The 19,596-nt window shown below is 59.2% G+C and carries 19 protein-coding genes; 11 read left to right on the top strand and 8 right to left on the bottom strand.

Annotated features, from left to right (window positions below; translation table 11 throughout):
- A partial coding sequence (lhgO, locus tag AC2VNO_RS08545; RefSeq protein ID WP_486933731.1) for an L-2-hydroxyglutarate oxidase occupies window positions 1–1,075 on the bottom strand: 1,075 nt, incomplete at its 3' end.
- Window positions 1,076–1,313: 238 nt separating this feature from the next.
- Between lhgO and AC2VNO_RS08550 the strand changes: the two genes are divergently transcribed.
- Window positions 1,314–2,222 carry a c-type cytochrome gene (locus AC2VNO_RS08550; protein ID WP_486933732.1) on the top strand — a complete coding sequence of 303 codons (909 nt, stop codon included), beginning with the start codon at window positions 1,314–1,316 and terminating at the stop codon, window positions 2,220–2,222.
- A gap of 75 nt (window positions 2,223–2,297) precedes the next feature.
- Here the strand turns inward: AC2VNO_RS08550 and rep are convergent, their stop codons facing one another.
- The 4 genes from rep to pyrE are packed head-to-tail and all read right to left on the bottom strand — an operon-like array spanning window position 2,298 to window position 6,179.
- The gene (rep, locus tag AC2VNO_RS08555; RefSeq protein WP_486933733.1) at window positions 2,298–4,364 is read right to left on the bottom strand and encodes a DNA helicase Rep; all 2,067 of its coding nucleotides are present in this window, start codon (window positions 4,362–4,364) and stop codon (window positions 2,298–2,300) included.
- Window positions 4,361–4,855: a tRNA (uridine(34)/cytosine(34)/5-carboxymethylaminomethyluridine(34)-2'-O)-methyltransferase TrmL gene (gene trmL / locus AC2VNO_RS08560; protein ID WP_486933734.1), complete on the bottom strand. Its 495-nt coding sequence runs from the start codon at window positions 4,853–4,855 to the stop codon at window positions 4,361–4,363. The genes rep and trmL overlap by 4 nt, the downstream gene beginning before the upstream one ends.
- A 58-nt stretch (window positions 4,856–4,913) precedes the next feature.
- Window positions 4,914–5,480: a YfaZ family outer membrane protein gene (locus AC2VNO_RS08565; RefSeq protein WP_486933735.1), complete on the bottom strand. Its 567-nt coding sequence runs from the start codon at window positions 5,478–5,480 to the stop codon at window positions 4,914–4,916.
- Between the two features lie 42 nt (window positions 5,481–5,522).
- On the bottom strand, window positions 5,523–6,179 hold the full coding sequence (gene pyrE / locus AC2VNO_RS08570; protein ID WP_486933811.1) for an orotate phosphoribosyltransferase: 657 nt from the start codon (window positions 6,177–6,179) through the stop codon (window positions 5,523–5,525).
- Between the two features lie 145 nt (window positions 6,180–6,324).
- Here pyrE and AC2VNO_RS08575 point away from each other — a divergent pair, with 145 nt between their 5' ends.
- Window positions 6,325–7,092: an exodeoxyribonuclease III gene (locus tag AC2VNO_RS08575; protein ID WP_486933736.1), complete on the top strand. Its 768-nt coding sequence runs from the start codon at window positions 6,325–6,327 to the stop codon at window positions 7,090–7,092.
- A gap of 148 nt (window positions 7,093–7,240) precedes the next feature.
- Here the strand turns inward: AC2VNO_RS08575 and rph are convergent, their stop codons facing one another.
- Window positions 7,241–7,978, bottom strand: a complete 738-nt coding sequence (gene rph / locus AC2VNO_RS08580; RefSeq protein WP_486933737.1) for a ribonuclease PH — start codon at window positions 7,976–7,978, stop codon at window positions 7,241–7,243.
- Window positions 7,979–8,153: 175 nt separating this feature from the next.
- On the opposite strand from rph, the gene AC2VNO_RS08585 reads away from it, so the two are divergent.
- Together AC2VNO_RS08585 and AC2VNO_RS08590 are read left to right on the top strand one after the other, a co-directional pair.
- The gene (locus tag AC2VNO_RS08585) at window positions 8,154–9,032 is read left to right on the top strand and encodes a YicC/YloC family endoribonuclease (protein ID WP_486933738.1); all 879 of its coding nucleotides are present in this window, start codon (window positions 8,154–8,156) and stop codon (window positions 9,030–9,032) included.
- Between the two features lie 346 nt (window positions 9,033–9,378).
- A complete protein-coding gene (locus tag AC2VNO_RS08590) occupies window positions 9,379–10,602 on the top strand; it encodes a tyrosine-type recombinase/integrase (RefSeq protein WP_486933739.1) in 1,224 nt (407 codons plus the stop codon).
- Window positions 10,603–11,081: 479 nt separating this feature from the next.
- Here the strand turns inward: AC2VNO_RS08590 and AC2VNO_RS08595 are convergent, their stop codons facing one another.
- The gene (locus AC2VNO_RS08595; RefSeq protein WP_486933740.1) at window positions 11,082–12,710 is read right to left on the bottom strand and encodes a hypothetical protein; all 1,629 of its coding nucleotides are present in this window, start codon (window positions 12,708–12,710) and stop codon (window positions 11,082–11,084) included.
- Window positions 12,711–12,762: 52 nt separating this feature from the next.
- The gene (locus AC2VNO_RS08600) at window positions 12,763–13,863 is read right to left on the bottom strand and encodes a hypothetical protein (RefSeq protein WP_486933741.1); all 1,101 of its coding nucleotides are present in this window, start codon (window positions 13,861–13,863) and stop codon (window positions 12,763–12,765) included.
- A 709-nt stretch (window positions 13,864–14,572) separates the two neighbouring features.
- On the opposite strand from AC2VNO_RS08600, the gene AC2VNO_RS08605 reads away from it, so the two are divergent.
- The 7 genes from AC2VNO_RS08605 (at window position 14,573) to AC2VNO_RS08635 (ending at window position 19,590) form a co-directional block, all read left to right on the top strand.
- Window positions 14,573–15,205 (top strand): DUF2201 family putative metallopeptidase, encoded by a 633-nt coding sequence (locus AC2VNO_RS08605; RefSeq protein ID WP_486933742.1) that lies wholly within the window; start codon window positions 14,573–14,575, stop codon window positions 15,203–15,205.
- A gap of 58 nt (window positions 15,206–15,263) precedes the next feature.
- Window positions 15,264–16,280: a helix-turn-helix transcriptional regulator gene (locus AC2VNO_RS08610; RefSeq protein ID WP_486933743.1), complete on the top strand. Its 1,017-nt coding sequence runs from the start codon at window positions 15,264–15,266 to the stop codon at window positions 16,278–16,280.
- A 137-nt stretch (window positions 16,281–16,417) separates the two neighbouring features.
- Window positions 16,418–16,735, top strand: coding sequence for a hypothetical protein (locus tag AC2VNO_RS08615; protein WP_486933744.1), 318 nt, complete (start codon window positions 16,418–16,420; stop codon window positions 16,733–16,735).
- 66 nt (window positions 16,736–16,801) lie between these two features.
- The gene (locus AC2VNO_RS08620; protein WP_486933745.1) at window positions 16,802–17,770 is read left to right on the top strand and encodes a DUF932 domain-containing protein; all 969 of its coding nucleotides are present in this window, start codon (window positions 16,802–16,804) and stop codon (window positions 17,768–17,770) included.
- A 113-nt stretch (window positions 17,771–17,883) separates the two neighbouring features.
- Entirely contained in the window at window positions 17,884–18,069 is a 186-nt protein-coding gene (locus AC2VNO_RS08625; protein WP_486933746.1) for a hypothetical protein, read from the top strand.
- An 11-nt stretch (window positions 18,070–18,080) separates the two neighbouring features.
- Window positions 18,081–18,869: an ERF family protein gene (locus tag AC2VNO_RS08630; RefSeq protein ID WP_486933747.1), complete on the top strand. Its 789-nt coding sequence runs from the start codon at window positions 18,081–18,083 to the stop codon at window positions 18,867–18,869.
- A gap of 109 nt (window positions 18,870–18,978) precedes the next feature.
- Window positions 18,979–19,590 carry a lambda exonuclease family protein gene (locus AC2VNO_RS08635; protein WP_486933748.1) on the top strand — a complete coding sequence of 204 codons (612 nt, stop codon included), beginning with the start codon at window positions 18,979–18,981 and terminating at the stop codon, window positions 19,588–19,590.
- Window positions 19,591–19,596: the final 6 nt, after the last annotated feature.

A 19,596-nucleotide genomic window follows, 5' to 3' on the forward strand; every position in this document is an offset into this window, starting at 1 on the left:
AATCGTCGATCAGCCGGCCGTCGCGGGAAACCGCCTGAGCACGCACGCCGGCGGGCCAGGGCTCCAGGTCGTCCAGGGTCAGGCTGGGGCAGTACTTGCGTACCTCTTCCAGGTAGCCACGACGCCAAAGCGAGTTCTTCATCTCGTGCATGCCCGGGCGCAGGTTGCGTCCCAGCACCTTGAGAATCCCGGGGTTGCTGAACATTCGCGCCATGTCGAGAAGGGAGGCGTCCGTCTTGCGGTAGCCTTCGCGCTTGAAGGCCAGCACGGCGTTGGGACCCACAGTCACCGAGCCGTCGATCATACGGGTCAGGTGCACACCGAGGAACGGCATGCTGGGATCGGGGATGGGATATATGAGGTGCTTGACGATATCGCTATGGCGATCGGCCAGACGATAGTATTCGCCCCGAAACGGGCAGATGGTGAAGCCGGGGTCGCGCCCCAGCAGGCGAACGATACGGTCGGCCATCAGGCCGGAGCAGGTCACCAGGTACCGTGTGGTGAACTCTCCTCGTGAGGTGCCGATGACGACTTCCCCGGTGCGCTCCTCGAGCCCAGTGACCCGATGGTCGTAGCGAATCTGCCCGCCGTTGCGCTGGAACTCGGCGGCCATCGCCTCGGCCACACGAGCGTAGCTGACGATGCCGCTCGAAGGCACGAAAATGGCCCCCAGGCCGGTGATATTCGGTTCGCGCTCCTTGAGCTCCCCTGCCGATAGCCACTCTCGCTCGAGGCCGTTGGCAGCGGTCCGCTCCCACAGCGCTTCCATGCGCTGAACCTCCTGCTCATTGGTGGCCACCAGCAGCTTGCCGCAGACATCGTAGGCGATGGCATGCCGGTCGCAGAATTCCCGCGTGGCGCGATTGCCCTCGAGGCAGAAGCGAGCCTTGAGGCTGCCAGGGGTGTAGTAGACCCCGGCATGAATGACACCGCTGTTATGCCCGGTCTGGTGCTGCGCGGGGCCACTCTCCTTCTCCAGCAGCAACATCTTCTTGTCGGGATAGCGCTCGATGAGTTGCATGGCGGTGGAGAGGCCGAGGATGCCGCCACCCAGGATGATGAAATCGTACACGCTGGCCTCGTGTCGTCAGTGGCAATCGCTTGAAAGATGCCCACTACGATACCCTTGGCCTGCGGGGCTTGCCAGCCGTACCGGGAGCCCCTCATGCCAAAGGCGTGGGCAACGGCGTTTTCCAGCGGTTTGCGATGTCGGTATACTAGTGCGCATTGTGTTCAACGGCGCCCGGCCGTCGCGTACCGACATCGCCATGGGCAGATAACGATTACAGGACCGTCGAGAGGTGGTGAGAGTGAAATCCAGCAAACTGATCTTGGGGTGTCTGGCCACCATGGGCCTGACCGCGGGCGCTGCGTCCGTTCAGGCTGAAGTGGACCGCGATGCCATTGCCGAACGTCTGCGTCCGGCAGGCCAGCTCTGCCTGGTGGGGGACGACTGCGGTACTGCGGCCGCGGCAGCCAACGGCAATGGCGAGGCTGAAGCCAACGGCATCGATGGCGGCGCCATCTACCAGCGTGTGTGCATGGCCTGTCACGACACCGGCGCTGCCGGCGCCCCGCGCCGCGGCGAAGAGGGCGAATGGGCCGAGCGTATCGATCAGGGCTGGGACACCCTGCTGGAGCATGCCATCGTCGGCATCGGCGCCATGCCGGCCCGCGGCGGCAACCCCAATCTCTCCGACGAGGAGGTCGCTGCTTCCACCGCTTACCTGCTCGAGCCAGTGATGGACGTGCCGGAAGTGGGTGGCGACGATGCCGCCGAGGAAGCGCCCGCGACCGATGAAGCACCCGCAGAAGAAGAAGCGACAGCGGAAGAAGAAGCCGTGACCGAAGAGGGCCCGGTGGAGGAAGACGCCGAAGCCGCAGCCGTTGCAGCTGACGAAGCCGTGGAAGACGAAGCTGTCGCGGAGGCCACTACCGAAGAGGCCGCCGCAGGCGATGATGAGCCGGCATGGGCCGGTATCGACGGCGAGGCCATCTACAACCAGGCTTGCATGGCCTGCCACATGACCGGAGCTGCCGGCGCGCCGATTCGTGGCAATGACGGCCACTGGGCCGAGCGCCTGGAGCAGGACATGGATACCATCTATGAGCATGCCATCAACGGCATCGGTGCCATGCCGCCCAAGGGGGGTCATGCCAACCTCTCCGACGACGAGGTCCGTGCGGCGACCGACTTCCTGGTAGAGCCGACTCGCTGATTGCAGCACCAGCAGCACGTAAGCGGGGCGCCAGTGGCGCCCCGTTTGCATTGGCGGGCGGGAGAGTAGGAGCCGTCAGCCCAGCAGCGAGCGCAGCCCGGCAATGGCATCCTGCCCCCTGGCCTGCTTCTTTTCCGGATCCTCGCGGTCCGGCCGCCCTTCCCACTCCAGGTCCTCTGCCGGCAGCTCGTCGAGAAAGCGGCTCGGTGCGCAGTCCATCAGCTCACCGAAGGCCTTGCGCTGGCGCGCCAAGGTCAGGGTCAGGGTCTGGCGCGCCCGGGTAATGCCGACATAGGCCAGGCGACGCTCCTCCTCCACCGTGCCGGCCTCGATGGCATTGCGGTGGGGCAACAGCTCTTCCTCGAGGCCCATCAGGTAGACATGAGGGAATTCCAGTCCCTTTGAGGCGTGCATGGTCAGCAGCTGCACCTTGTCGGTGTCGTCCGCCTCGGCCTGCTGCTCGAGGATGTCGCGCAGCACCAGCCGGGAGATGGCGGCTTCCACCGTGTCCGTTTCGGTTTCCTCGCTGACGGTGCTCTCTTCCGGGCTGATGTCCTCAGGATCGGTGCGCATCGACTTTTCGAGCTGGTCGATAAGAATCCAGACATTGCCCATGCGCTTTTCGGCGATGGTCGGCGCGCTGGCGTTCTGGTAGAGCCACGCCTCGTAGTCCATCTCGTGCAGCATGCCGCGAATGGCGGCTATCGCGTCCCCGCCGTCCATCCGGCGGCGTACCCCGTCGATGAAATGGGTGAAGCGCCCCAGACGCTCCACGGCCCGGGCCGGCAGCTGCTGCTCCAGGCCCAGCTCGTGACAGGCGGCGAACAGCGAGGCGCCGCGCTCGGTGGCGTAGTTGGCCAGCTTCTCCAGGGTGCCGGGGCCGATCTCGCGGCGCGGCACGTTGACGATACGCAGGAAGGCGTTATCGTCGGCCGGGTTGATCAGCAGCCGCAGGTAGGCCATGGCATCCTTGATCTCGTTGCGTGAGAAGAAGGAGGTGCCACCGGAGAGCTTGTAGGGAATCTGGTAGTGCTGAAGCTTCAGTTCGAGCAGCCGGGCCTGGAAGTTGCCGCGATAGAGCACCGCGAAGTCGCGCCACTCGGCACGCTCCTTGATACGCCGGGTGAGGATCTCGCTGGCAACCCGCTCGGCCTCGGCCTCCTCATGGCGGTTCACTACCACACGGATCGGCGCACCCTGGCCCATCTCCGACCACAGCGTCTTCTCGTAGACGTGTGGATTGTTGGCGATCAGGGTATTGGCTGCCCGCAGGATGGTCCCGGTGGAGCGGTAGTTCTGCTCCAGCTTGATCACGTTGAGGCGTGGGAAGTCCTCGCCCAGGGTCACCAGGTTCTCCGGTCGCGCTCCGCGCCAGGCATAGATCGACTGATCGTCGTCGCCCACCACGGTAAAGGTCTTGCGCTCCTCCATCAGCAGCTTGACCAGCAGGTACTGGGAAACGTTGGTGTCCTGATACTCGTCCACCAGCATGTAGTGAATCTTGCGCCGCCAGCGCGCCAGCACCTCGGGGTTGTCCTTGAGCAGCACGACCGGCAGCAGGATCAGGTCGTCGAAGTCCACTGCGTTGTAGGCCTTGAGGTGGCGCACGTAGGCCTCGTAGACACGGGCGGCGTACTGCGCATCCTCATCCGCGGCGTATGACAGCGCCTGGCCAGGCAGCACCAGGTCGTTCTTCCATTCCGAGATCTGATGCTGCACGGCATTGATCTGTTCGGCGTCGACCTGGGCATCCTTGTTCATCAGGTCGCGCAGCAGCGCCTTGGCATCCTCGGGGTCGAACAGCGAGAAGCCCGGCTTGTAGCCCAGCGCCTTGAGTTCGCCGCGGATGATATTGAGGCCCAGGGTATGGAAAGTGGAAACGGTGAGTCCGTGCCCCTCCTTGCCCTTGAGCATCTGCCCCACCCGCTCCTTCATCTCGCGGGCGGCCTTGTTGGTGAAGGTCACTGCAGCGATGCGCCGGGCGCTCATGCCGCACTCCTGCACCAGATAGGCGATCTTGGTTGTGATCACACTGGTCTTGCCCGACCCGGCGCCCGCCAGCACCAGGCAGGGGCCATCGATGTAGCGCACCGCCTCCTGCTGGCGGGGGTTGAGCTTGGCGAGACGCTGCTGAATGCTCATGGTCGTGCCTCGCTGCGCAGTTCGTGATCCACCGCGCCGGCAAAGCCCAGCTGGCGCCAGGCCTCGAATACCAGGATGGCGCAGGCGTTGGAGAGATTCAGGCTGCGGCTGTCAGGCAGCATGGGAATGCGCAAACGCTGGTCGGGTGGCAGGGAGTCGAGCATGGCCTGGGGCAGGCCGCGGGTCTCGGGGCCGAATAGCAGCGTATCACCGGGCCGATAGCTCGGTTCGTGGTAGCCGGTGCGGCCGCGGGTCGAAACGGCGAAGACACGCAGGGGCTTCACGGCCTCGACAAAGGCCGGCCAGTCGCGGTGTACCCGCACTGCCGCCCACTCATGGTAGTCGAGCCCGGCGCGGCGCAGCCGCTTGTCGTCGAGCACGAAGCCCAGCGGTTCGATCAAGTGCAAGCGAAAGCCGCTATTGGCACAGAGCCGGATCAAATTGCCCGTGTTGGGCGGAATCTCGGGTTCGAAGAGCACGACATCGAGCATGGCAGCTGCCTCAACGCAGGCGGGCCCCCGCAGGGGCCCGCCGTTACAGCGGGGGCGATCAGAAGCTCAGACGAACCCCGACCTGGGCGCCACGATCCAGGGTGCGGTTGCCGTGGCGGTTGTCGAAATCGGCCGCCGCCTGGCGCAGACCGACGTAGCCGTCGACGTTGGGTGTGAAGGCGTAGCGCGCACGCACGCCGAATTCGTAGCCATCGTCGAGGTCGCCGCTGGTGACTACCGAGGGGGTGTAGAACCCGTAGCCGCCCAGCGAAACTGCCGGCGCCTGGGGCAGATAGACGTAGCCGTAGCCACCCAGGCCCAGGCCGCCGCCATTGCCGTAGTCGGTGTCGAACTGAGTCCAGCGGGCGCCGATGCCCACGTCGCGCTCACGGGTGCGCTGCGCGCCGAGCAGCTGGGCATGATAGATGGTGGCGTCCTCGCGGTAGTCGCTGTGCAGAACGCCGCCCCCCAGCGCCACGCCGTGAGCGATCTCTCCCGCCGCCTCGAACTGCACGGCATCGGGGCCGAGGTTGAGGTCCAGGCTACCGGCAGCATGGGCTCCGGCGGCAGCGAACAGAATGCCGGTGGCCAGCGCGGCCTTGGCGAAGTGTCCAAGCGTTTTCATCGACGACTCCTCAAAAAATGCGCTTGAATCGCGCTTCACAAATCACTGGGCAGCGACACCGTAGCGCGCACGATAGTCGCGTATGGCGGCCGCATGACCCTGCAGTTCTTCGCTCGACTGCTGCTCAAGATAGGCCAGCACCATGTTCAGCGTGACGATGCTGATCACCGGCATGTCGTAGCGTGCCTCGACCTCCTGGATGGCGCTCTGCGCACCCTCGCCGCGCTCCTGGCGGTCGAGAGCGATGACCACGCCTGCGGCGTCGGCACCGGCAGCCTCGATCAGCGACATCACTTCACGGATGGCGGTACCTGCGGTGATCACGTCATCGATGATCAGGATTCGCCCGGCGAGCTCTGCGCCGACGATGTTACCGCCTTCGCCGTGCGCTTTCGCCTCCTTGCGGTTGAAGGCGAAGGGCAGATCGCGCCCGTGATGATCGGCCAGCGCCACCGCAGCGGTCGCGGCGAGGGGAATGCCCTTGTAGGCCGGTCCGAACAGCACGTCGAACGCTAGGCCGCTTGACTCGATGGCATTGGCGTAGAAACGGCCGAGGCGCGCCAACGCGCTGCCGGTGCGAAACAGACCGGCATTGAAAAAGTAGGGGCTGACGCGTCCAGACTTGAGGGTGAACTCGCCGAACTTCAGCACGCCCTGTTCGATGGCGAACTCGATGAATTCTCGCTGATAGGCTTTCATGCTGGCCGTCACGGCGCTCCCCCTGCTATCCATAAGCCCTATGGCATGGAATCCTGGCGTATTAACACGAATAATCCATGCGGGCCATTTACCCAAACGTCGAAACGTCGGGTATCATACACGCGCGACGTCAAAGGGACCATGTATGAAAATTGCCACCATCAATGTCAACGGCATTCGTGAAGCCGTCGGACGAGGTTTTCTCGACTGGCTGGCGGAACAGGATGCCGACGTCATTTGCGTACAAAACCTCAAGGCCAAGAGCTTCGAGCTGGATGACAGCATCCTCTACCCGGAAGGCTACGAAGGCTACTTCCTGGACGCCGAAGAAGACGGCTTCTCAGGCGTGGGCATCTACTGCCGCAAGATTCCCAAGGCGATCATGTACGGCCTCGGTTTTCCCCAGTGCGATCACGAGGCGCGCTTCCTGCAGGCCGACTATGACCGCTTCAGCATTGCCAGCTTCCTGATGCCCGACGGTAGCGATTATGCCGCCAAGCAGGCGTTCATGGCCCAGTATCAGGAATACCTGAACAAGATGGCCCGCAAGCGTCGCGAGTACATCATCTGCGGTACCTGGCACATCGCTCACAAGACCATCGACCTGGAAAACTGGGCCGACAACCAGACCACGCCTGGCTTCAAGCCCGAAGAGCGCGCCTGGATGGACCAGGTGTTCGGCCCCACCGGCTTCATCGACACCTTCCGCGAGATCAACCGCGACGCCGGTGAATATACCTGGTGGCCCAAGCTCGACCAGGACGAGCCGCGTTCACGTCAGGAAGGTTGGCGTATCGATTATCAGATCGTCGGGCCCAACCTGCGCCGCCACGTGGTCGACGCCTGGATCGACTACGACGCCACCTTCAGCGAGTTCGCTCCGCTGTTCGTCGAGTACGACCTGACGCTCTGACGCTTTCCCTTATCGTCGCGACCGGGCTCTGCCCGGAACGCATAGCGCCGGCCTCAGGGCCGGCGCTATGCGTTTGAAGCTATATCGTCGCTCGCTAGAGAGATGAGCTTTCCCGGCGCTCATCTCATCCGCCGCCGTGCAGGTAGTCTCAGCGACGAATGCCCAAGGCCTCGCGCTGGTGCTCGAAGAGCTGGACACCGGCATTTTCGGCCAGCTCCAGCATGGCGTTGAGCTCTTCCCGCGAGAAAACGCCCGTCTCGGCAGTGCCCTGCACTTCGATCAACCCACCCGATTCGGCCATCACCACGTTCATGTCGGTTCCCGCGGCGCTGTCTTCCGGATAGTCGAGATCCACCACCGGAGCGCCCTTGTAAATCCCTACCGACACCGAACTGACCAGCTGCTGGAAGGGGTCGCCCTTGATCAGCTTCTTGCGCTGCAGGTAGCGAATGGCATCTATCAGTGCCACACATCCACCGGTGATCGAGGCGGTACGAGTACCGCCGTCGGCCTGAATGACGTCACAGTCCACGGTGATGGTGAATTCGCCCAGCTTCTTCAGGTTTACCGCGGCACGCAGCGAGCGGCCGATCAGACGTTGGATCTCCAAGGTGCGACCGCCCTGCTTGCCATGCGATGCTTCACGGCCGCTGCGGGTATGCGTGGCGCGTGGCAGCATGCCGTATTCGGCAGTGACCCAGCCCTGCCCCTTGCCGCGCAGCCAGCGCGGCACGCCGGCTTCGACGCTGGCATTGCACAACACCTTGGTGTCGCCAAACTCCACCAGTACCGAGCCCTCGGCGTGGCGGGTATATTCGCGTGTCAGACGAATCTCGCGGGGCTGGTCGGGGCGCCGTCCGCTCGGGCGTTTCAGGTCGGAAGCCATACTACCTCTCGAATCGATACGAACTATGTGACGCCGTGCCAGGCTGGCCGCTGCCGGCTATCGGCGTCGAATGGCTGGCCATTCTACACGGTCGAGGCGGGGAATCGGTTAAACTCCTCGTCTCACATGGCGTCCGTGCCGCCTGAAACGCCACCGACCGAACGAGGAATCCTCAATGGTTGACCAGAGCAAGGTTCACAGCATGACCGCTTTTGCGCGCCAGAGTCGGGAAGACGACTGGGGCAGCCTGCAGCTGGAACTGCGCTCGGTGAATCAGCGCTATCTGGAGCCTTTCTTCCGCCTGCCCGAGGCTCTGCGCGACCTTGAACCCGCCTTTCGCGAGGCACTGCGTACGCGTCTGACGCGGGGCAAGGTGGAGTGTCACCTGCGCTTCGAGCCCACCGACGCCAGCGAAACTCTGGCCGTCAATCGCTCCCGACTGGTCGCCCTGGCCGCGGCGCTGGGTGAGATCCGCGAGGCGCTGCCTCAAGTTGCCATGCCGGATGCGCTCTCGCTACTGGAGCATCCCGGCGTGCTCGAATCACAGGGCATCGATCTCGATCTGGTGAAAGCGGAGGCCACGGCACTGTTTCAGGCCGCCCTCGACGAGCTGATCGACGCCCGCGCCCGTGAAGGCGACAAGCTCGCCGTGATGATTTGCGAGCGCCTGAGCGGCGTGCGCGAGCAGGTCGCCGAGGTGCGGCGGCTGATGCCGACCATTCTAGAGCGTCAGCGCACTCTGCTGTTGGAGCGCCTGGAGACGGTCAAGGCGGAGCTCGACCCTCAACGCCTTGAAGGCGAGCTGGTACTGCTCGCCCAGAAGGCCGACGTCGACGAGGAGCTCGACCGGCTCGAGGCCCATGTCAGCGAAGTGGAACGTCAGCTCGGTCAGAAGGGCCCCAAGGGGCGCCGGCTCGACTTCCTGATGCAGGAGCTGAACCGCGAGGCCAACACGCTTTCGTCCAAGTCGGCGGTGGCCAGCACGACCCGCTGTGCGGTCGAGCTCAAGGTGCTGATCGAACAGATGCGAGAACAGATCCAGAACATCGAGTGATGTCCAGGCTCATCCACGAAAGCCCATAACCTATTGTTTTAGATAAAATATCAAAAATCACTTGTCTATGGTCGTCTACGAAAATCTAGCTTAAGCCAGCGCCAAGTGGGGAGTACAATGGGGAGTACATCGAGGTACTCCCCACCAAAAAGGCGATTTTCCCCATGGGTACTCCCCACTTCAAACGCCACCCTTCCCTTTTTTGCCCCCTTTCGAAGGGCATCATTCTTCCGCCCATCCCTAAAAAGATATTTAAATATAATCAGTTAGCTTGGGCATTCACACTGCACCTGCCGCACATTAAAACTATCGTTTCAAATATTTTTTATCATGATGCGAGGGGCCAATGGGTAGCTTAACTGCCAAGAAGGTGCAGTCCCTGATCAAGGACTGCACACCAGGGCGCTACAGCGACGGTAACGGCCTGTACCTCAAGATCCCCAGGAAGGGCGCCCCCTACTGGATGCACCGGTACACGCTCGCCGGAAAGCGTCGTGAGCTGACGCTGGACAAGTGCGAGAACCTTTCCTTGGCAGATGCCCGCCTGAAGGCTTCAGAGGCCCAGAAGGCCATCCGCAACGGCGTCGACCCCGTCGAAGAACGCAAGCGGGAAGAGCAGATCGCTATCCAAACCGTCAGGGAGCTGTTCGACGACTGGTACCAGGATCTGGAGAAGCGCCTGAAGCACCCAAACATCCCGAAGCGAGTCTTCGAAAAAGAGGTCGCGCCTACCATCGGGCACCTCACTCTTGAGAGCGTCACCCCCATGGATGTGCGCTCCATCATCAGAAAAGTCGCCAGCAGCGGCCGCCCGGCCATTGCCAACGACGCCCTGATGTACCTGAAGCAGCTGTTCAATCACGCCATCAAGCTGGGGCTGCTCACCTACAACCCGGTAGCAGCCTTCAACGTCAACGATGCAGGCGGCATAGAGAAGAGCCGCGACCGTGCCCTCACCGTCGAGGAGCTTCACCAAGTCTTTCAGGTCTTCAGAGACAACCGGGAGAGCTTCACCCGCGACAACTACCTAGCGTGTGCGCTGCTGCTCGTCCTGGGGGTGCGCAAGACCGAGCTGACCGAGGCACAGTGGTCGGAATTCGACCTGAAGGGCAAGCGGTGGAACCTATCGGGGGAGCGCAGCAAGACTGGCACCGGTATCGTGATCCCCCTGCCGGCTCAAGCCATCGCCTGGCTGGAAGAGCTCAAGATCCGCGCCTGCGGCTCGCCCTACGTCTTTCCCAGCCGCCGCAGCAGCAAGCGGCCCCATATGGGCAAGGACACATTGAATCGCGCAATATCCAAGCTGTTCGGCCGGGAGCCAGGTAGGAAACCGCAGCCAGAGAACAAAATGGGCGATATTGCCGAGTTCACCGTGCACGACCTGCGCCGCACCTGCCGCAGCTTGCTGGCCGCTGCCGGCGTGCCAGGCCATGTTGCTGAGCGCTGCCTGAATCACAAGCTGAAAGGCATAGAAGGCATTTACGACCGCTACGACTACTTCGACGAGCGGAAAGAGGCCTTGGCCAAGGTAGCAGAGCGAGCCACGCCGGCCATCAACCAAATCAAATAAGCACACGTGAGGAACTGATATTTTTCTCTTTAATCATGAGGTTTCTGGTGTGGCAAAGCATGTCATTATTTGCTTATCACCACCCTATTCTTATTCCGGGCATATGGGTAAGGAACATGATGCGAAGCCCAGCAGGCTATGCCGGGCTTCGTTTTATTAGAGATATCAACCCTGGCTTTCGGGCAATATAGGCTTGGCATCGCCTTTATCGAGAAGTTTATCCTCATATAAACTTGACAAGGTAGAACATGCCTGAAGATTAAGATCGACGAACTCATCCCAGCTAAATGCAGATGCATAATGCAAGTCATACTGCCGATCGACACGGCAAATATCAGGTCGCTCTGTGTAGATAGTACAACTTTTATCGACATCGCAAAAATGCATACAAGTACCGTCACCCCGATCAAGAGCGCTGGTCGCACCCGCCAAATTGACATGCTGACAACAAAGACCGCATCGGGTACATGGAAACTCCTTTACTTGGTGATGCATGACACCAACCATTCTCGCGTGCTCTGAGAATTTCCTATTTCGAAAGGCAGATCTATTCCCCTTTTGGCCACTTCTTTCTGTAATTGTAAGCCGCGCTCAATTTCACCGTTACAGATTGACAAATTTTGCGAGAATCCTTCGAGCTCCTCCACATTGAAATTGAATTCCAGCTTACTCAGCTCAGTCAGGTAACAGTCCAGCTCCGCGTTGATAGCTTGGAATTTGGCTATCGACTCTGCATGGGGCATGATAGAAGCAATAAAGCACCAAATTTTATTAGCAATTTCGCTATGGAGCATGAAGTAGGTCAACCCCAAAGTTACGACCCCAGTAATTAGCGCACTGCTGAAAGCAACCAGCTCTGAACCCAACGGAAAGTTGCATATCGGCAACAGCTGTGTATAGGCCACCGTTCCAACCACAGTGGCAGCACCAACGGACAGCACAGTAATGACAGCCTTGCAAAGGTCAACAAACCCCAAATTCTCAGGGTTAAAAATCAACAACTTGATGGCTTTGACAAGTTGCATCCAGACCTCTCGGATGATCTTGACCGCCATGCGCTGGGTTGTAGCAAACACATTGAAAAGGGTTGTTGTCAGGCTGGCGAATATGCCACCAAAAACGCCATCCTTGAAGGCAGTAAGAAAATTCTTGAATCGCGCCTTTACTCGCTTCCAGATTCCTTTTAGCGTATTGTTGACACTGTCAACGAATGATGAGAAATCGAAGTTTACTTTGCTCTTCTCCAACAGAGCAGGGATCTGCTCGCGCAACTCGAACCAGACCTCAGCCATGATCAAGCCCAACATTTGGCGAGCCCCCAGCTTCAAGCCTGCCACACCTGATGCCGTGGCGGTTTGCTTCAGAAACTTGCTGCTGGAATAGTAAGAGCGGTTAATCTGCTGTTCGTAGGGCCTTCTTGCTTCGGCATCGCGCTTACGCATACTGTCAGGATCAATGGCCTTAAGCTGCTGGATCTTGTCCTCGGTTTTCCTGATCTTAGCTTCCAGCTCACGAGCCTCGTGCTGCTGCTGAGGTGTGTTGCGCGGTAGACTTTCTAGCTTTTGACGATGCGTGGCCAGAGTTGATTCATGGGTACTTATGGCCACAGGCAACTTGTCCAAATAGTCATTGATGGACTTTGCGTTCTTGGACCTGTTGATTGTTCCTTCAGTAGCTTGAAGATTACTATCTTGATTGGCCAGCTCCACGCCATTGAGCTCGGCCAAGCTGCGCCCCGCATCGTTATGTATTTCCTTGGCACTGATCACATGATCGAGATGGCGTTCATCCCCAGCTCCCATGGTTATGTTACGATAAGGATCGTGTAGAGTTCCGGCTTGATGTTGTGCCTTGTTTAACCTTCCTGTATTTATAAAGTTCTGATGCGTGTGGTAAGGGAGTGAGTCATATTTCTCTAGTTTCTCGTAGCGTTGCTTTTCAGTATCCGTTGCCCAGATCCCTTGGCGAGCGTTGTGAATGGTGTCTACGTTTCCACCAACCTTATCCTCAAAAAGAAGAAAATCCAGACCAAAGCTTGTTGCCAAACTTTGGACGACAGTTTTTTCAAGTTCTTTAGACCAGTTGAAACCCTGCGCTGCAGTGTGCATAAGGAGTCCCATTAAAATAAGGGATGAAAGGGGAGCTTTCGCTCCCCCTAGCTCAAGCTGCTTCGATGTCTTCCGCCTTGGACGTCGCTTTTTCAAGCTGATGATCCAGTTCGTCTTCGTTTAGCAGCATGGTGCCCTCTTCACTAATTTCCATTTCGGGCACACCGTTGTCATCCAGGACCACCTTATCTTCAACCACCTTAACCTTGAAAATCGGGGTTGTAATCAAATCAACCAAGATAGCAGCCAACGCATAACCATTTTCAATAACTCGAATTATCTCTCCATTAAGCTTACCCAACTCCTGCCCCACATCAAGATTTTGATTTTTTATATCCTGCAGGCGGCTATCGATTTCCCTGAGCTGATCAAAGTACAAATTGAACCGATCATCAAGAGAATTCAAGGTTGTTCTAATCTTATTCACATAAAGGGAGGTTTGTCCTAAATGCTCAATAGCCAGCTCCAGCTTTTCGATGGCTTCATTGACTTCTTCATCAACTTTGCGAGCGTTTCTAAGTGCCTCTTCACCATGGCTATTATAAGCCCAGCCTGCAATAGCAAGTACAGGACCCGCTACTGCGGCACTGAGAATTGCCGTCCCACCGGCGATACCCAAGCCACCCGTTGCCAGAGAGCCACCACCAATTGCAGCCATGGTCGCTTTAGTAGCAGCAGCACCCGCCAGCGAAGAAATTGCAGTACCTGTGGATGCAGCCCCAAGAGCCATGACGCCCCCGTAGACTGCAAACCCAGCAGCTGCACCAGCAGTACCTGCCCCTGCTATTGTACCCAGCACGCCAACGGCGGTGTAGCTGTACTCCTCTATTTCTTGGAGCTTATGCCTGGGAATATTAATTTCTATTTTACCATTGCGTCCCGCATTTAACTGCTGCTGAAGCCTATCTGCCAAGACCTTGAATTCACCAAGGCGCTTACCAATCTCAAGTTCTTTTTTTCCTAATTTTTCTAGAGTTCCTGTGGTCGCACTTTCCTGCTCGTCAAACGCTTCTCTTTTTTCATCATAACGCTGCTTGGCACTCGTAATGATGTCGTCAGCTTCAGAGTGACTTTGATATCCGTCATAGCCTTTCTTTGCGCCATAGGCCGCGCTGGCCAAGGCTGCTCCAGCGAGAATGAAGGGAAGTGGCATATAAATATCCTTATGTTGGTTATAGAAACTTCAGCCTGCATGCGGAACGATTCTGATTTTTCAGCAAAGTGCTATACAAACAGCCAATCTCACCATCTCAGTGGTAGCATGGTCTCCTTGTGTGAGGCATCGCTCGCAGGCTCTGGTAATAACCGCACCACGGCGCTGTACAACATTGCCGCGGAGCAGGGCCCCCAAAAGTGCACAAGGACCTTGTAGGTTTCTTCGGAGCCTGAACAAGATCGGAGATAGGGTCGTATTCGTTGACAGCCCTAAGACCTTGCAAAAGGGCACCACCCAGTAGCCAGCCTGAGAATCCTGACTGCCCTTGGTTACCTGTGCTCATCGTCTCTCCCCGCTCTATACTCACTTGGCTCCAAGCAGCCAAGATGCCTTCAACTCATATTTAACGGAAAGGCTGTTCGTACTCCTGACTCAACCAGCACAGTTCCCTGAGCTTGGCGTCCTATCCAATCTCGACTATCGGCCACTATTACCAATACTTTAGAGAAAAATTGAATGCTCCTAATCAACGCATCGGGCGATGCAACCTATCGTTTCCGAAACTCACTCATACTTGATCAGTGGCTCGAGCATACCTCTTCAATACGACAAGCTGTGGCGGAAGGTAGGGTGCCTACCGTGCGACACAGCTTGTCGCTAGCCCATGAAATCCTGCTAAGCATCTTCAGCAGGGAGGGACGCCAGAATGAGGAGGTTATGCTTAACTAACCCGTATAAGGGGGGTGAGAAGCCAAATGTACGTGACGAAGCTGATGAACTAGCGCTTTGGGTTAATGACCGTCAGATCTGGTCCAAGCATTTTCCGAGCACAGCACGGCTGGCTGAAGGGTTGTGGCTTGAAAAGGCACCCTCAAATGTGCCAACAGCGTCAGTGGATGGCTCCCGAATTCTCATCAACCCTACCTGGAGCTCTGGCCTAGATGAAAGGACTCGGTGCTTTGTCCATGCTCACATTGTCTGGCGCTGCGCAGCAGGTCACTTCAAGGTGATACCTGGCTCTGACCTCCATCGCTGGCGGCTCGCCTGTGAGCATGAAGTTAATGTAGCCCTAATGATGCAAACGGTACCTCTGCCGGCACATGCCGTGCTGTTTCCCGCCTGTATCGGCAAAGCCTTGCCGAGCGTATACGCTTGGCTGGACGACTATCCAATGCTCGAAAGTGAAGAGATCTTGGATATCCTTTTTTGGCCCTCTTCCATGGACGTGGAGTCGCTCGTCAATCAATGGCAGGAACGTGTCTTTGATTTGATAAAGCGTTTCCTAGGCACCCCTCATCTTTCCAACCCAGTAGCAGCTTGGCTAATAAGCCGCTGGTGAATCGGTTTACTTAAGGTTACGCTATCCCCGTCCTGATCTTTCCTCGCAAGGAGCGTACATGTCAGAGATTCGTGAGACCCTGTTTCGCTACCTGACCATGCTACAGCTGATCCCACGCAGCCCCGGTCGCATCAGTACACCAGTGCTGTTGGAAAAGCTTAACGAGCGGGGTTTCCAGATCGACACCCGCTCACTGCAGCGCGACCTACGCGACAAACTGGCCCTGCACTTTCCGCTAGCCTGTGACGACAGTAGCAAGCCCTATCGCTGGTACTTTGACCGTGACTTTCACTGCAACCTGCCAGCGCTTGACGTGCCCAGTGCACTGACTCTTGTACTAACCGAGGAATACCTAAAGGGTCTGCTCCCGCCGGTCGTGATCGGCCAATTGGCCCCGCAGTTTCGAGATGCGCGGCAGTTACTTGATAAACTGGAAGGTAATGGGCTCAGTCAGTGGGCCAAGCGGGTTCGGGCAATTCCAAATGGCAAGGCCTTGATACCGGCCCCATTCAAGGAAGAGATTTGGCAGGCTGTTTCCCAGGCCTTGCTGGAAAACCGAGCCTTGGACGTAACCTACCTATCACGGAGTGTTGAGCAAGAAAAGCAGTACACCCTTCATCCCCAAGGATTAGTGAGTCGTCACAGCGTGACCTACCTCCTGGCCACCGTTAACGACTATGAGGATATCCGCCAATTCGCGCTGCACCGCATTCTCAATGCGGTACTCAGCAGCACTCCATGGCGGGGAGCATCTGAGTTTGATCTGGATGACTACATCCTTAACGGCGCCTTCGGTTATCTTGAAGGAAGTGAAAATACGACATTGGTCGCGAACGTGGCACCACAATTAGCCTGGTTACTGATGGAAACTCCACTGTCCGATCAACAGACCCTAACACCACTGAAAGCTAGCGAGTGGCAGCGTCTTGAGGCCGTAGTGCCGAATGACCAACAAACGCTGTGGTGGTTGAAAGGGCTGGGTACCAATGTTGAAGTGCTAGCGCCCCTTGAATGGAAAGACGACATTCTTGCTACCGCCCGAGAGATTCTCTCGCGTCAAGCTCAACCACATTGAGCTTGACGATTTTGATCAGCATTAGGGCGTGAGAAGAAGACTTCACGATGTACCTTAATGCAATATTTTTAAAATCTATATCACTCCTGTGACCTGAGCCCTCCCCGGGCTTTTTTCATCGGCACAGGAGACCTCACATGCCCCCACCCTGCTCGCGCTGTGCCTCGCAGCGCGTCATCAACCTTGAGACGGCTCGCAAGATCGGCACTACCGCCGGTGCACTGGCCGGCTCCCTCAAGGGCGCCTATGTGTCGCTCTATTCACCCGGTCGCCTGCTGGTGGCCTCGGCCCAGTTCCCTCTCAGTCGAGTCGCAACTGCGGTAGTGGCCGCCACGACGGGCGGAATCGCGGGCGCCACCGCTGTCAATCGGATGATCCAGAGCCTGTTTCCGCCCGGTGAGGGCACGCCCTGGCTGTGCCTGGGCTGCGGTCACGCTTTCCGCATTCTCGACTGACCCGTTCATTCCCTTTCCCTCACCCGTCGGCGTTCTGCCGGCTTTATGTCATTCAGGAGCATTCCCATGGCACATCTGATCGAGCAAATGGCTTACGTCGGCGATACCCCCTGGCACGGGCTGGGGCAGCAGCTGTCCCGTCATCAACCGCTGGAGGTCTGGCGGCAGCAGGCCGGCATGGACTGGCACATCGAGGAATCCCCGGTGCGCTTCATCGCCGATGGCACCGGGCATCTCGGCAGCATCCACTCCTTCCCGGAGCAGAAGGTGCTCTATCGCTCGGATACACGGGCACCGCTGTCAGTGGTTTCCCAGCGCTACAAGGTGGTCCAGCCTGAGGAGGTGCTGGAGTTCTACCGCGACCTGACCGAGTACGCTGGCTATGAGCTGGAGACAGCAGGCGTGCTCAAGGGTGGGCGCAAGTTCTGGGCCCTGGCCCGCAGCAGCCTGGGCACGGCGCTGAAGGGACAGGATCAGGTCAATGCCTATCTGCTGCTGGCCACCTCCTGTGACGGGTCGCTGGCCACGGTAGCCACGCCCACCTCGGTGCGGGTGGTGTGCAACAACACCTTGACTATCGCCGTGGACGGCATGGCGCAGGGGGTGAAGGTGCCCCACAGCACCGAGTTCAACCCGCAGCGGGTCAAGCAGCAGTTGGGTATCTCGGTCTCGCAGTGGGACGACTTCATGTACCGCATGAAGGCCCTGGCCGAGCGCAAGGTCAGCCAGGAGGAAGTGAAAACATACTTCCAGGCGGTGATCTGCAATGCCGAGGAACCGCTGGACGATCCTTCCAAGCTGCCCAATTACCGCGCCCTCAATCGGGTGCAGAAGCTCTACCACGGGGAAGGGCGAGGCTCGCAGCTGTGTACCGCCCAAGGCTCCGCCTGGGGCCTGCTCAACGCCATCACCGAGTACGTTGACCACGAGAAGCGGGCTCGCAGCAATGACTACCGCATGGACTCCGCCTGGTTCGGCCAGGGGGCGAGTCTCAAGGACAAGGCGCTGGAATCCGCCATGGCCTTGGTGGCCTGAGCCTCACCTGACATGACCTACCCCTTGCGGTCCCGTCGACCAAGTTCGTTTATCCCTTTCACGGCATAGCGCCCGCCCCCACCAGGTCGGGCGTTTTCGATTCTGGAGGTCCCATGCCACTGCCCCTCTCACTGGAGGCCTGTCGGGCGCTGACGCAGCTGGCTCGCCAACTGCTCGGTGCTGGCGAGAAGCAAACCCAGACCCACGTGATGGCCCAGGGCCGTGTGTTTCGCGTGGTCGTGTCGCTGGAGCCGGTGCCTGCCGATCAGCTCCAGGATGTCTTCAAGCACTATCAGTAAAAGGAGGTCACATGACCACACCCAGCCAAACCCCACGCAGCAAGGCCAAAGGCCGGGCTCCGGCCACCCGCCAGGTTGCGGTCGCCGAGGCGGTACCGGTCACGGCGTCGCCGCTGCAGGAGAGCACCGCGATCATTCAGGTGATTGAGCGGGCGGCCCTCAACCCCGACGTCGATATCGACAAGATGGAGCGCCTGCTGCAAATGCAAGAGCGCGTGCTCGACCGCCAGGCACTGATGGCCTATAGCGCCGCCATGGCGGCCATGCAGACGGAACTGCCCAGCATCGTAGAGCGCGGCCAGGGCAACAACGGCGGCTATGCCAAGCTGGAGGACATCGTCGATACCGTGCGGCCCATCATGCAGCGCCACGGCTTCGCGGTGAGCTTCCGCATTCAGACCCAGGAGCGGGGTATTCAGGTCACCGGCGTACTGATGCACCAGGAGGGGCATCGGGAAGAGACCAGCATGCTGCTGCCGGCGGACGTGAGTGGCAACAAGAACGCCGTGCAGGCGTTTGGCTCCTCCACCAGCTACGGCAAGCGCTACGTACTGTGCGCACTGCTCAACATCACCACCCGCGGGCAGGACGATAACGGCCAGGGTGCTGCGCCACCGGTGAAGGTGGTCACCGCATTCCAGGCGGCTCAGCTCAAGCAGCTGATAACCGCCTGTCCCGACACTACCCAGGAGTGGTTCGTCGGCAAGTACGGCGAGGTGGCGCAGGTGCCGCGCAGTGACTTCGACAAGCTGCGTGCCTCCTTGCAGAAACGCGCCGTGCCTCAGCGTCAACGTCACTGAACCAGCACCGAACCTACCCCTACCACCATTACTCAATCCATGACACCTGCATAACCGGCGAGGGTAATCCCTCGCCGGTTATGCCGTCGTGTCTCGAAGGAGATTCGTCATGCAAATCCTGACACTGGAACAGGGTACGCCCGAGTGGCATGCCGCCCGTCTCGGTATCGTCACCATGTCCGAGCTGAAGACGCTGCTGGTCAAGGGCAAGGGGCCGGGCGGCTTTGGTACCGGCGCCATCAGCTACATACATCAGCTGATCGGCGAGCGCATCACCGGTGAGCCCAGCGATGCCTTCCAAGGCAACGCCCACACCCAGCGAGGTCACGAGCTGGAACCGGTAGCGAGGGACCTCTACCAGGAAGCTACTGGCCTGCCTCGTCTGGAGCAGGCCGGCATCATTCTCAATCACGGGGTGGGCTACTCACCTGACTGCCTGGTGGGCAGCCACGGCCTGGTGGAGATCAAGACCAAGCTGCCCAAATACCAAATCGAGCTGCTGCTGGCTGACGAGCTGCCCCAGGAGCACGTGGCCCAGTGCCAGGGTGGTCTGTGGGTCAGCGAGCGCGAGTGGATCGATTTCGTCAGCTACTGGCCCGGCATGCCGCTGTTCGTCAAGCGTGCCTATCGGGACAAGACGATGATCCGCACCATCGCCGAGCGCGTGGAGGCGTTCTACGAGGAGCTGGAGCGCCGTATGGCCATGGTCATGGCTGCTTGAGGAGAC

Source organism: Halomonas sp. TH-94, from assembly GCF_057473365.1.